This is a genomic window from Paenibacillus alginolyticus DSM 5050 = NBRC 15375, assembly GCF_000422905.1.
GTDB lineage: Bacteria > Bacillota > Bacilli > Paenibacillales > NBRC-103111 > Paenibacillus_E > Paenibacillus_E alginolyticus.
Genome location: NZ_AUGY01000011.1, coordinates 148,656 through 162,132 on the forward strand (window position 1 = coordinate 148,656; position 13,477 = coordinate 162,132).

Below are 13,477 nucleotides of genomic sequence, written 5' to 3' on the forward strand. Positions count from 1 at the left end.
TTTTCAATGTAGACCCCGTAAAGAAGTAATGCTAAGTTTAAAACAACGCCAACTCAACTATTGTCAATTACGTGAGGAGATAACTTCCATGAATACAGCGATCCGCCGCATGCAATCCTTGTTTTTCTACCCAAAAAGAAACCTCCGCGCGAAGCTGTTTCTATTTTTTCTAATTGTTGCCATTATTCCACTTAACATTCTCGGTTACTTGTCTTACGCCAAATCGTCGCAAATCGTACAGGCACAAATCGGTCAGTACGGGCAGTCCGCCGTCAATCAGCTGCAAGCACAGCTCGACACATACGCCAGCCAAATGCAAATGACCTCGCGCTATATTTATTCCTATTTGCTCGATCCGCTCAACAACACACTCCACGAAGAGGAGTCCAGCAGCTACGCGAGCTTTCTCGATCAAAAAAATTTCGAGCGGTTTCTCGATGCTCATAAGACGATGGAATCGACGGGCATATATCTCATCACGCAGTCGGGCTATTATTACGGCTCTCCGCAAATTAATGTCGACCGGCTTCGTCAGTCAGACTGGTGGAAGGCGATACCTAGCGGGCTGCACGGCGAATATTGGACGGGCTTCCACGCGCCGGATTATTATATCGCCCGTAATTTAAATTTGCCGGATCAGGTCATGGGATTCGTCTTTCCGCTAAGCAGTCAGTATGGGACATTTACAAACGGATTTATTTTCATCGAGGTTGATGCAACGAAAGTGCTCGATTCGTTTCGGATGCTGGAAGGGGAGCTGCATTCGTTCGTAACCATCCGTGATGCGTCCGGACGAGCAATCTACGATACCCCGCAAGCGGCAATGTCCAAAGCCGATGATCTTGTCTGGATGAAAACGCTCGAATCGAATAAATGGACGGTGGAAGTTCGAACGCCTTATGAGCAGGTGTACCGCTCCGTTAATGTCATTCAGCCGCTAACGGCGGCTGTTATAGCAGGAACACTTTTACTGGCTCTCATCGTATCTTTTCTATTTTCCTCGCAAATTACGAAGCGGATCAAGCGGCTCAAAAACAAAATGGAGCTCGTCGGCATCGGTAAGCTGCATTCGCGAATCGATCTCGGATCCGAAGATGAGCTTGGACGGCTAGGTAATAGTTTCAACAGCATGGTCGAGCAAATTCAGACACTTATTCAAGAGGTAACGAAGAAAGAACAGTTGAAGAAGGAAGCCGAGCTGCGAGCGTTTCATTACCAGATCAATCCCCACCTGCTTTTAAACACGCTGAACTCGATCCAATGGCAGGCCAAGCTCAAAGGGGACGATGAAATCAGACAAACGATTTATCATCTGACGAAGGTGCTGGAAGGCAGTCTCATTACGACTCAAGAGCTAGTCCCTCTGCATAAGGAGCTGCGTACGGTCGAGCATTATTTGAAAATACAAGAGGTGCGCTACGGAGGCGCGTTCGAATTTCAATCGAGCGTTGAGGAGGAACTGAACCATTATTTGATACCGCGCATGACACTGCAGCCCTTGCTCGAAAACTGTTTTTTTCATGGATTTGAGGATGGGGAGGGTACGATCAAGTTAACGGTCGCCAAACATAAAGGCGAGCTGATGCTCGTCCTTGCCGATAATGGTGAAGGGATACCGGAACAACGACTGGCGACGCTGCTTGACGAACAGATGCCGAGGTCGGGTCGAGGAGGACTAGGCTGTTTCAACGTGGATCAGAAGTTTAAGCTGCATTTTGGCGAGCAATATGGGATGAAGATCGAATCGCAGGAAGGGAAAGGGACTACGATTACGATTCGTTGGCCAATGAAAGAAGAAATCAAGGAAACCCCATAAATCACTTTCAAACAAAATGCCAGATGGGTCGGACAAAATGACACATGGCCCTGAAAAGTTCGAATAAGTTGGCACTACATTCCGAACAAACCGCCATTTTGAAACGCTTACAATCCTCGTATAATGAGAGCACAGGCAAGGGACATAAACAGGGGGAATGTAAAGTGAAGAGAAATAAACAACTCACGCTCGCAGCTCTTTGCACGGTGGTTGGGCTAACGACTGTGCTTTCCGGCTGTACCAGCTCGAAGCAGCAAGTTGAAGTAGGCGGTTCCGGTGAGAAGACGAAAGTTGTTGTCTGGATTTGGGAAGATGCCAAGAACGTGATCGATTTGAACATGCCTGCCTTCAAGCTTAAGTACCCGAATATCGATGTCGATCTACATGTGCTGGCACAGGCGGACGTATATCAGAACTTCTTGATCGCAGCGAGCTCCGGCGACGCCGTTCCGGACGTTGTGAATTTGGAAACGCTGCGTTTGTCACAAATGGTGCAAACGGGCGGACTGCTCGATATCAGCAGCAAAGTAGCGCCGTATAAGGATAAAATGAACGCCTACAAGTGGGCGGATGCAACGAAAGACAATAAAGTTTACGCGATGCCGTGGGACAGCGGCCCGGTCGTCATGTTCTACAGGAGCGATATGTTCAAGATGGCGGGACTGCCGTCCGATCCGAAGGAAGTTGCGTCGCAACTGCAGACGTGGGACGACTACATGCGGTTTGCCAAACAGCTGAAGGAAAAAACAGGCTATGCGATGATGGCCGATTCCAAGACGAAGACTGACGCCACGTTCTTCGGGCAAATGCTCTGGCAGCACGGACTCTGGTATTTTGGACAAGACGGTTCGGTACAGCTCGACAATCCGGAAGTCATCAAGATGGGGCAATATTTCGTCGATATGGTGAAACAAGGGTACGTGTATGAAGCGAAACCGTGGAGCGATGCTTGGTACAACTCGTTTAAGGAAAACAAATTCGCCACAGTTGTAGGCGCTTCTTGGTACGATGCTCTGCTTCCGACGCAGATCGATCCGGACGGCAAAGGCAATTGGTCGGTCGCTCCGATGCCGAAATGGTCGAAAGACGACAAATACGCAAGTGCCATCGACGGCGGCTCGAACTTAGCCATCAACAAAAACTCCAAGCACCCGGAAGAAGCCTGGAAGTTTATCGAATTTATGCTCGGGAGTTCGGACTCTCAGCTGAAAATGATGAAGGAAGGCGGACTGTTCCCTTCGCTTGAAACAACGTACAGCGATCCTATTTTCCAGGAAAAAGTACCGTATTTCAACAATCAGCCGGTCCGTCAGCTTTATGTAGACGCGGTGAAAAAGGTAGCGCCGATCGTATACACCAAAGATTATCCACTAGCTAATGAAATGGTCATCAACGCCTTTGCTGAAATATTCCTCGACAACAAATCGGTGGAAAGTGTCTTTCAGAAAACGGCTACGCAGCTTAGGCAAAAAACAGGCCGTAAGTAATTCGGCGGCAGCATAGTATATCGCAAAAAAATGTATAAGCATCAGCCTTCGCTCCGTGAAAGACATCATGACATACGACAAATAAACGGAGATGAAGGCTCTTTGTTGTACAAAGATAAACGCTTTCAATTAAATGCTTGCGAAGTCAGTTTGGCTGCGTAACGCAAAACGCTTAGGAGGAGGCACGATGCAAAGTCCGTATTGGAAATGGCAATTGAAAACCGCGCCATACGCGTTCGTCGCTCCGTTCGTGGTCAGTTTTTTGCTATTTACACTATCGCCGTTTGTGTATTCGATTTACTTAAGCTTTACGAAATGGCACGGCCAAGCAGAGAAGGAGTTCGTCGGCTGGACGAATTATATCAACGTGCTGCAAAGCGGCGATTTTTGGTATTCCGTGTTCAACAGCGTGATCATTTTCATGCTTTACGTCCCGATCATGCTGCTGCTTGCGCTCGTTTTTGCCGTATGTCTCAGCAGCGGTTTGATGAAAGCAAAGGGTTTTTTTCGCACTGTCTTTTTCATTCCGAATATTACTTCGGTCGTCGCCATCTCGTTTGTCTTCCTGCTTATTTTCAACACGAACAATGGTGTGCTTAACCAACTGCTGCTATCGGCTGGACTGATCGATTCACCGATTCCATTTCTGGAGACACCGGGGTGGGCTCGGATTTCAGTCGCTTTGCTCGTCATTTATCGTTGGACGGGGTACAACATGATTCTACTGCTTGGCGGCTTGCAAAATATCCCGAAATCACTCTATGAGTCGGCGAAGGTGGATGGAGCGAACGCGCTGCAATCGTTCATCTACTTGACAGTGCCGATGATGAGAAAGCTGCTCGCCTTCTGTACCGTTCTTTCAACACTTGGGACGTTCTCGCTGTTTACGGAGCCGTTCATCTTAACGAACGGAGGACCGGCCAAAGCGACAACAACACCCGTCGTGTTGATTTACAAGGAAAGCTTCCAAAATTTGAATTTTGGATACGCATCAACATTAGCGATGTTTTTCTTTATTCTAATGTTGATTATTTCGGTGGTTCAGCTGCGGCTGTTCCGCGATAACGATTAAGAGGGGAGGGTGCATGACATGAACAAAAGGCAAACGGCCCTCTCTGGCCTCTTGTTTGTGCTGTTTCTAGCGATAGCGGCTTTGTTTCTATTTCCGTTTGTATGGATGCTCAGCTCGTCACTCAAGGCGAGGAGCGATATTTTCGTTACACCTCCGGTGTGGATTCCTAGTGTTCTGCATTGGGAAAACTACACGCAACTTTTTACGGAAAAACATTTCGGAAATGTCATCCTGAACAGCTTGTTTACGGCGATGACGGGAACGGCGGGCGCGCTCTTGTTTTGCTCGCTGGCGGGATTCGCATTTGCCAAATATAAGTTTCACGGCAAGGGTCTGCTGTTCGGCCTGGTGCTAGCTTCGCTGATGGTGCCGATGGAGTCGGCGATGATTCCCCTGTTTATGATTTACCGTAAGCTGGGACTAATCGACAGCCTTTGGGGCGTTCTTTTGCCCAGACTGACGAGTGCATTCGGTATTTTTTACATGCGGCAGTACTGTGCTTCTATCGAAAACGAGCTGTTGGAAGCAGGCAGGATCGACGGTTGCTCCGAGGTGCGGATGTACTTCCGCCTCATCGTTCCGATCCTTATACCTGCGTTCGCATCGCTTGGCATCATTTTTTTCGTGGAAGAATGGAACAATTTTCTGTGGCCGACGGTTTTACTGCGCTGGCCTGAGCATTTGACGATCGCCGTTGCGATCCGCTCTTTGGAGGCGGGTGTACGCACCCCGTACAACCTGATCATGGCAGGCTCGGTCATCAGCATCTTGCCGATGCTTGCGATTATATTCATTTTCCAGAAGCAGCTTATCTCAGGACTTATGGACGGCTCCGTGAAAGGTTAAAATAGTGGTAGCAATCCGTTTGGACTGTATAGGAGGCGACACTATTGGCAGATAAATCGATCAAGGTGCTTATTGTAGACGACGAACTTATTGTTCGCAAGGGGCTTCGCGCAACAATCCCTTGGGAACGTTTCGATATGGAAGTGGTGGCGGATGCAGCTAACGGCCTGAAAGGTTGGGAGGCGTTCGTGGCGTATAAGCCAGATGTCGTGATTACGGATATCGTGATGCCCAAGCTGAATGGGTTGGAGCTGGCATTGAAGGTGAAGGAGGTCGCTCCTGAGACAAGTGTGCTGCTGCTCAGTTGCCACGAGGACTTTGCTTATGCGAAACAGGGACTCAAGCTCGGCGCATCTGGTTATGTGCTGAAGACAGACATGGACGAAGAGGAAATGGAGTCATACCTGAGACAGTTTCAGGAGCTTTTTCACAAGAGGCAGCGACAGCAGGGTGAACAGTCCGAAGATGCCGCCTTGGATGCGAAGGACCAGATCGCCTATATTGGTGCGTGGCTTGGCGGTTTTTATTCTGCCGAGGAGATGGAGAAGCAGCTGCGAAAGTGGCTTGATGGCGACTGGGCCTGGATGAAAACAGGCTGCGTGGTTTATGGGGTTGTCGGCGAATTAGAACGGATGCAGGACAATGAATGGGAACCAGCGCCGGGACAAAGGCACATCCGCATCCCATGCGGCTCGGAAAAGCAGTTGTTCGTTTGCAAGGAAGATACGCACGGTGCACTAGAACTGAAATGGAAGGAAGCGAAAAGTCGGATCGGATCACTTAGCTGGACGCGAAGTGGTCCGGTTACCGATTCGCACAGTTGGATGAAGGCTGTAAGCGAGACGTATGCGGATATGCAGTCAAATTCGCTGTACGATCAAGCGGCAGGGAGCTGGCCCGAGCCGATCGCCAAGGCGGTACAGCTTCTTACGTCCGGGGAATCCGTAACCTGGTCGGTTGCTGAGCTGGCATACCGGGTTGGGCTTAGTCGGAGTCATTTTAGCACGCTGTTCAAAAAGTCGGTAGGTGAAAATTTCATCGACTTTCAAGCCAAATACAAGCTGCAGAAGGCAGATGAGCTGTTACTTAACACCGGGCTTACGGTGAACGATATTTCCGATCAGCTCGGAATGATCGACGCAAATTATTTTAGCAAATGGTTCAAACGGTGTACAGGTATGACGCCGAGCCAATACCGAGCGAACAAAAAGACGAATTTGACAGGACAAAAAGGCACCTAAAGGGCGAGACCAAGTTCTTGTGAACGACATTTTGACACATAAATGGCGTTAGAATTCCGTTCTTTTACTTGCTGATTCCCTTTATACTAACAGCAAATCTAAGCGCAACATAGATAGAATACCATCATGACAGGGGGCGAGGACGTTGAAAACCGGAATTCGAGCGTTAACGAACGATTGGGAGAACTTGCAGGTACTGCAGCGAAATAGGATGAAGGCGCGCAGCTACTTTCAATCTTATACGACAAGAGAAAGCGCTCTCACCTATGAGAGAGGGAATTCTCCCTGGTATCGTTTGTTGAACGGGACGTGGAAATTTGCGTACGCGGAAAGCCCGGCGAGCGCGTCGGAGTACTTTTATACGGAGCATTACGAGGATGACGCCTGGGATCGGGTGGAAGTACCGGGCATGTGGCAGCTGCAAGGCTATGGCAAACCGCATTACACGGATTTGCATTATCCGTTCCCCGTAGACCCGCCATATGTGCCTTCGGATAATCCGACAGGCTGTTATCGCAAGTCTTTTCATGTTCCGCAGATGTGGGACGGCAGGCAAATCGTGCTCCGATTTGAGGGCGTGGACAGCGCGTTTCATCTTTGGGTGAACGGGCAGGAGGTCGGCTACAGTCAAGGAAGCCGTTTACCGTCGGAATTTGATATTACGTCGTTTGTACATTCCGGCTCGAATACGCTTGCGGTGCGGGTCGTTCAATGGTCAGACGGCAGTTACATGGAAGATCAAGATATGTGGTGGCTAAGCGGAATTTTTCGCGATGTTAGTTTGTTTGCAAGACCGCAAGTGCAGATTCGGGATTTTACGATTCGGACGGATTTGACGGAAGGGTATTCGCACGGTTTGTTAGCCATCAAGGCAAGTATCGCGAATTTACTTGAAACAGAGCTGGCTGGATACATGCTGAGTGCGCAGCTATTGGACGCATCGGGCGCTGCTCAGATTGGCGCTGTGCGGACGAACAGCGTAACGGTGCCCGGCGGGGCAGAGCAAGTCGTGGAGCTTCAACTGGATGTGGCGAATCCACACCTGTGGTCGGCGGAGGATCCGCAGCTGTACAATCTGTTGCTCACGCTGACTAATGCGGACGGACAGGACATAGAAATCGTTCCGCAGCGCGTCGGTTTCCGTCAGGTTGAGCTGAAGGACGGCAACTTTTATGTAAACGGCGTTGTCATCATGCTTAATGGGGTGAATCGACACGACCATCACCCGGAGCTCGGACGCATCACGCCTTACGAGACGATGCTGCAGGACGTGCTTCTGATGAAGCAGCATAACATCAATGCGGTACGGACAGCGCATTATCCGAACGATCCGCGCTTTTACGACCTGTGCGATGAGTACGGCTTGTACGTAATGGATGAGGCAGATCTGGAGACACATGGATTCGAACCGCTGGGCAACATTAGCCGCATTAGTGACGATCCGGCATGGAAGGAAGCCTACGTGGATCGGGTGCAGCGGATGGTGGAGCGGGATAAGAATCACGCCTGCATCATCTTCTGGTCGCTCGGCAACGAATCCGGCTTTGGCTGCAATTTCATGGCGATGGCCGATTGGTGCAGGGCGAACGATCCGACGAGGCTGATTCATTATGAAGAAGATCGAGAGCTGAAAGCCGTTGATGTCAGCAGCACGATGTATTCATCGGTCGAAAAGCTGACCGCACTTGCCGAGGAAGAAGGCTATGCCCTGCCGCATGTTATTTGCGAATATGCACATGCGATGGGCAACGGTCCAGGGGGACTGATGGAATACCAAGAAACGTTCCGTAAGCATAAGCGCCTGCAGGGTGGCTTCGTGTGGGAATGGATCGATCATGGACTGAAGCAGACTACGGAAGACGGCAAAACGTATTATGCGTGTGGCGGCAATTTCGGTGATGTGCCGAACAATGCTAACTTTTGTTTGGATGGACTTATTTTCCCTGATCGTACGCCTTCGCCTGGCCTGCTTGAATACAAGAAAGTCATTGAACCGGTACAAGTAAAAGAGGTCGATTTGAGCCTCGGTTTGTTGGAAATTACGAACTTATACGATTTTATATCTCTAAATGGACTTGAACTGTTCTGGTCGGTGTACGGGGATGGCAAGCTGCTGGACAGCGGTTCCCGCGAATTGCCGCACATTCCGGCGCAAGGGAAAGCAACGATTGAACTGCCGATTGCTAATGGATCGCGGACTTCGGAGGCGCACGCGGATTGTCAGCTTACACTGAGTTTTTGCTTGAACAAGGATGTCTCCTGGGCGAAAAGGGGTCACGAAGTGGCGACAGCGCAATTTCAATTGACGACAGGGACGCAATTAAACCGTCAGCAGGATGTGTTCGATAGCACCGAGCTTATGGCGTATGATGCCGAGCCGTTAATGTGTACGACATCAGGACACTTGCTGGCGATTACTGGACCGCAGTTCGAGCTCGTATTCGACCTGCTGAAAGGGACGATTCAGGCGTGGAAGCACGAAGGTACGGACGTTATCGCGACAGGAAAAGGCCCTGTTCTAAGTTTCTGGCGGGCGCCGATCGACAACGATATGTACATCGTGGAGGAATGGCGCAAAGCGCATCTCGACAGACTGCAGCATCGCGTAGAGCGGGTGGAATGGGAGCAATCAGGAGCTTCGACGGCCATGGTTCGAACATACGTTCGAATTGCTCCGCCGGTTCATGATTATGGGTTCCGCTGCACGTATCGTTATACGGTTTCCAGCAGCGGTGAAGTCCGCATTGAGGTGGAAGGGGAGCCCGACGGACCTGGGAAGCTGCCGAGCATGCTGCCGAGAATCGGCCTTCGGTTGGAGCTGCCAGGTAATCTCGACTGCGTGAACTGGTACGGCAGGGGACCTGGCGAATGCTATAGCGACAGTAAGCGGGCCAATTTGATTGGGCTCTATCAAGCTTCCGTTGATGAACTGTATACGCCCTACGTATTTCCACAGGATAACGGCAACCGGACGGATGCTGCTTGGGTGTCGATTACTAACGTTCGCGGCATTGGGCTGCTTGCAGTCGGACAGCCGCAGCTTGAGTTTTCCGCTCATCGTTATAGGGCCGAAGACTTCGAACAGGCCAAGCACAGCACGGAGTTGGCGCCGAGAGATACGATTACACTGAACCTGGACTACCGGCAAAATGGACTCGGCAGCAACAGCTGCGGTCCTGCCCAGCTACCTGATTATGCATTGAAGGCTGAGAAGTTCCGATTCGAACTGGCGATCACGCCTTATCATAAAGAAATGATATCACCAACCGCTTTAGCGAAAAAAGGAGCCACGACAAAATGAACAAAACATGGGACGCACTCAATTTGACAGGGAAAGTAGCGGTCGTGACGGGAGGTGCTTCGGGAATCGGATTAGCAACAGCCACCATGCTCGCCGAGTTCGGTGCGAATGTCATGCTTCTGGACATTAATGAGTCGCAAGGACAGGCCGCCGCGGCAAGTATCGCGGAAGGCGGCGGGAAAGCTGCGTTCTATTCGTGTAACGTGACCTCTGGGGAAGACTGCAAGCGAACAGCCGAAGCCATTATGCGCGACCACGGCCATATCGACATTTTGTTCAACAATGCGGGTGTCATTCGCCGAAAAACGGTCGTTGAGTTAGAGGAAAAGGATTGGGATCTTGTGATTGATGTCTCACTCAAGGGAGTGTATCTGCTCTCTAAATATATGATCCCGTTCATGGCGCAAAGCGGCGGCGGAAGTATCGTAAACACCGGCTCCGGCTGGGGGCTCAAAGGTGGAGATAAGGCGGCCGCCTATTGCGCTGCAAAAGCTGGCGTCGTTAATCTGACGAAGGCGATGGCCATCGACCATGGCCAAGACAACATTCGTGTGAATTGCGTCTGCCCAGGAGATACAGATACGCCACTCTTACGGGATGAAGCGAAGCAGCTCGGACAAGAGGAAGGCTCGTTTCTCGTATCGTCAGCGTCGGGACGCCCGCTTGAACGGCTCGGAACCCCGCGCGATATCGCAAGTTCCGTGCTTTTCTTAGCTAGCGACTTATCCACATGGGTAACGGGGAGCGTGCTTGTTGTTGATGGCGGCGGTTTGGCGTAATACAAACTCAAAAGGAGGCAGCTATAGATGAGTACGAACGATAGAAAGCAAGTACATCCTTATATTCCTAACACAGTACCTGACGTGCAGCGGCAAATGTTGGATGAAATAGGTGTACAACGTATCGAAGATTTATACGATATCATACCAGATTCGCTGAAATTGAACCGAATGATGGACCTGCCCCCGGCTCTAGGGGAATATGAGCTGCAGCGCTACGTGGAAGGATTATTGGCTAAAAATAAAAGTGTCAAAGATGTCGTCAGCTTTCTTGGCGCTGGCTGCTGGCCGCATTTTATCCCAGCGGTTTGCAATGAGATCAATCAGCGTTCCGAATTCGTGACGGCCTATGCGGGTGAACCGTACGAAGATCATGGCCGTTTTCAGGCGCTGTTTGAATACCAAAGCTTAGTTGCGGAGCTAGTTGATATGGACGTCGTTAACGTTCCAACGTTTGACTGGCCGCAAGCGGCTTCGACTTCCTTGCGGATGGCTGGTCGAATTACGGGCAGGAAGCACGTTTTGATGCCGCGTAATATGGATGCTGAGAAGCTGATGGTGATTGCGAATTACATTCATCCTGATTTGTCCTACAGCTTCGTAGATTACGTCGGCGAGACAAGCGAGCTGGATTTGGCCGATCTGCAAAGCAAACTGAACGAAGACGTAGCAGCTGTATACTTTGAAAATCCAACCTTCTTTGGCGTTATTGAGTCACAAGGGCAGCAGATTGCAGACCTGGCGCATAGCGTAGGCGCGCTGTGTGTCGTCGGTGTTGACCCCAGCTCGCTCGGCGTGCTAAAGCCGCCAAGTGGGTACGGCGCGGACATCGTCTGTGGGGAATTGCAGCCGCTCGGTATGCATATGAACTATGGCGGCGGTCAAGCCGGGTTTATCGCGACACGTGATGAAGAAAAATTCGTTATGGAATATCCCTCCCGCTTGTTCGGGATAGCTCCGACGATCGTTGAAGGTGAATACGGCTTCGGGGACGTAGCTTACGACCGTACTTCTTTTGCCTTGCGCGAAAAAGGAAAAGAATCGGTTGGTACGCAAACCGCGTTGTGGGGCATTACCGCAGGCGTCTATCTGGCGCTGCTCGGACCTCACGGCATGCAGGAGCTTGGCCAGACGATTATGCAAAAGTCGCAGTACGCGGCAAAGCTGCTCTCGGAGATCGAAGGAGTTGCGGGGCGTTTTGGGTCACCGTTCTTTAAAGAATTCGTCGTTGATTTTACGGAAACGGGCAAGAAGGTTGAAGATATTCATCGCGCTCTGCTAGCACTAGGCATACAAGGCGGCAAAGACTTGTCGGGCGATTTTCCCGCGCTTGGCCAGTGCGCCCTTTACTGTGTGACCGAGGTGCACACGCAAGAAGAGATTGAACAGTTAGTTAGCGCGATTTCTGCTTGTGTAGCATGTCCGGTTGAAGGAGTGATGTCCGTATGAAACGTATACGCAGAGAAAGTAAGGTAAGAAACTTTCATCAGGCTAAATGGGATGAACCTGTTATTTTCGAGCTCCATAAAGAAGGCGAGCGCGGGGTACAAGTGCCGCAAATCGAAGCGGCGATTGCCTCGGCGGTAGGTGACGGAGTCTCGTCTATCCCTGCGTCGATGCGCAGGACGGAGCTGCCGAAGCTGCCGGAAATCGGTCAAGCGAAGGTGCTTCGCCACTATTTGCGGCTTTCGCAGGAAACGATGGGCTCCGACTTTAACGTGGAAATCGGGCAGGGCACATGCACGATGAAATACATCCCGCGCATCAACGAGATGATGATCCGCACGCCGAAGCTGGCGGAGCTGCATCCGCTGCAGGATGTTAGTAACGTTCAGGGTATTCTGGAAGTGTTCTACAAGTTGGATCTCGCCATGCGCGAAATTTCCGGCATGGACAAATTCTCATTCCAGCCGAGCAGCGGCACGCAGGCGCTGCTAGCGATGGCTTCCATCGTCCGCAATTATCACGAGTCTCGTGGTGAAGGAGATCAGCGTGACGAAATCATTACAACGATCTTCTCTCACCCGTCGCAGGCGGCAACCGCTGCGGTGAAAGGTTACAAAATCATCACGCTTTACCCTGACGCGGACGGCTTCCCAGATATCGAGGCGCTCAAGAAGGTCGTTTCTGATCGAACGGCGGGCTTTGTCGTTGCCAATCCGGAGGACACCGGTATTTTCAATCCGAGAATCAGAGAGTTTACGGATATCGCTCATGCCGCAGGTGGTATTTGCTATTACGACCAAGCGAATGCGAACGGGCTGCTCGGCGTGACACGGGCGAAGGAAGCGGGTTTCGACATGTGCTTCTTTAACCTGCACAAAACGTTTGCGGCACCGCATATGTGCGGAGGTCCAGCGACGGGAGCGCTTGGCGTCGTGAGCGAGTTGATTCCTTTTATGCCAGGTCCTGTTGTGGAGAAGGAGGACGGCGCGTATGTGCTGAACCGGACGGGCGACAACAGCATCGGCAAAGTGCGTATTTTTCATGGCGTCTCACAGACTGTGCTAAGAGCCTATGCATGGATTCGCGCTCTCGGAGCGGAAGGCTTGCTGAACGTGGCGCAGACGGCTGTCCTCAATAACAACTATTTGTGGCTCAACCTCAAAATCAGTGCTTGAATATTTAGCTTGAAAGTCGATGAAGATTACATTCAACTAAAATGCCCGCTTTGTATCGATCTGGGTTACGCAAGAAATAATGACGTCGTTGAAATGCTTTAATACGGTTATGACGACCTTCTACAGTAGCATTTGTCCAACGGCAATGGTGGTAATTGAGGATTTCGTCCTGCCAGTTACGCATCGTTTTCAGCGCACTTTTGACAGCTGTGTGAGCGATTTGTTCACCCTGCTCAAGCCAACGATTAAAACCATGCGTTGCGACTTCGACATTCGGAGAATAATCATACCAAGCGGTAAAGGTTTCTTTCCAT

General features: G+C 50.7%; 9 protein-coding genes and 1 pseudogene. 9 read left to right on the forward strand and 1 reads right to left on the reverse strand.

Going from position 1 to position 13,477, the window contains the following annotated elements; all coding sequences use genetic code 11:
• Nucleotides 1-88: 88 nt before the first annotated feature.
• From G519_RS0105870 to gcvPB, 9 genes and pseudogenes are all read left to right on the forward strand, one after another.
• Nucleotides 89-1,816 (forward strand): sensor histidine kinase, encoded by a 1,728-nt coding sequence (locus G519_RS0105870; protein ID WP_244280027.1) that lies wholly within the window; start codon nucleotides 89-91, stop codon nucleotides 1,814-1,816.
• A gap of 164 nt (nucleotides 1,817-1,980) precedes the next feature.
• The gene (locus tag G519_RS0105875) at nucleotides 1,981-3,303 is read left to right on the forward strand and encodes an ABC transporter substrate-binding protein (protein ID WP_029193891.1); all 1,323 of its coding nucleotides are present in this window, start codon (nucleotides 1,981-1,983) and stop codon (nucleotides 3,301-3,303) included.
• A gap of 187 nt (nucleotides 3,304-3,490) precedes the next feature.
• On the forward strand, nucleotides 3,491-4,375 hold the full coding sequence (locus tag G519_RS0105880) for a carbohydrate ABC transporter permease (RefSeq protein ID WP_029193892.1): 885 nt from the start codon (nucleotides 3,491-3,493) through the stop codon (nucleotides 4,373-4,375).
• Nucleotides 4,376-4,393: 18 nt separating this feature from the next.
• On the forward strand, nucleotides 4,394-5,221 hold the full coding sequence (locus G519_RS0105885; RefSeq protein WP_029193893.1) for a carbohydrate ABC transporter permease: 828 nt from the start codon (nucleotides 4,394-4,396) through the stop codon (nucleotides 5,219-5,221).
• Nucleotides 5,222-5,265: 44 nt separating this feature from the next.
• The gene (locus G519_RS0105890; RefSeq protein WP_029193894.1) at nucleotides 5,266-6,462 is read left to right on the forward strand and encodes a response regulator transcription factor; all 1,197 of its coding nucleotides are present in this window, start codon (nucleotides 5,266-5,268) and stop codon (nucleotides 6,460-6,462) included.
• 145 nt (nucleotides 6,463-6,607) lie between these two features.
• A complete protein-coding gene (ebgA, locus tag G519_RS0105895; RefSeq protein WP_029193895.1) occupies nucleotides 6,608-9,763 on the forward strand; it encodes a beta-galactosidase subunit alpha in 3,156 nt (1,051 codons plus the stop codon).
• Nucleotides 9,760-10,542 (forward strand): SDR family NAD(P)-dependent oxidoreductase, encoded by a 783-nt coding sequence (locus G519_RS0105900; protein WP_029193896.1) that lies wholly within the window; start codon nucleotides 9,760-9,762, stop codon nucleotides 10,540-10,542. Before ebgA ends, G519_RS0105900 begins: the two co-directional genes overlap by 4 nt.
• 27 nt (nucleotides 10,543-10,569) lie before the next feature.
• On the forward strand, nucleotides 10,570-11,991 hold the full coding sequence (gene gcvPA / locus G519_RS0105905; RefSeq protein WP_029193897.1) for an aminomethyl-transferring glycine dehydrogenase subunit GcvPA: 1,422 nt from the start codon (nucleotides 10,570-10,572) through the stop codon (nucleotides 11,989-11,991).
• A pseudogene (gene gcvPB, locus G519_RS41925) lies at nucleotides 11,988-13,139 on the forward strand (aminomethyl-transferring glycine dehydrogenase subunit GcvPB); the annotation flags it as partial. The gene gcvPA and the pseudogene gcvPB, both read left to right, overlap by 4 nt.
• Nucleotides 13,140-13,167: 28 nt before the next feature.
• Here gcvPB and G519_RS0105915 read toward each other — a convergent pair.
• Nucleotides 13,168-13,477 (reverse strand): transposase (locus G519_RS0105915; RefSeq protein WP_029193898.1); only part of this gene is annotated, 310 nt, incomplete at its 5' end.

Bases quoted from the DNA above. Each gene is read 5' to 3' on its own strand.
- G519_RS0105870 (WP_244280027.1), top strand. From the start codon at position 89: ATGAATACAGCGATCCGCCGCATGCAATCCTTGTTTTTCTACCCAAAA.
- G519_RS0105880 (WP_029193892.1), top strand. From the start codon at position 3,491: ATGCAAAGTCCGTATTGGAAATGGCAATTGAAAACCGCGCCATACGCG.
- G519_RS0105885 (WP_029193893.1), top strand. From the start codon at position 4,394: ATGAACAAAAGGCAAACGGCCCTCTCTGGCCTCTTGTTTGTGCTGTTT.
- G519_RS0105900 (WP_029193896.1), top strand. From the start codon at position 9,760: ATGAACAAAACATGGGACGCACTCAATTTGACAGGGAAAGTAGCGGTC.
- gcvPA (WP_029193897.1), top strand. From the start codon at position 10,570: ATGAGTACGAACGATAGAAAGCAAGTACATCCTTATATTCCTAACACA.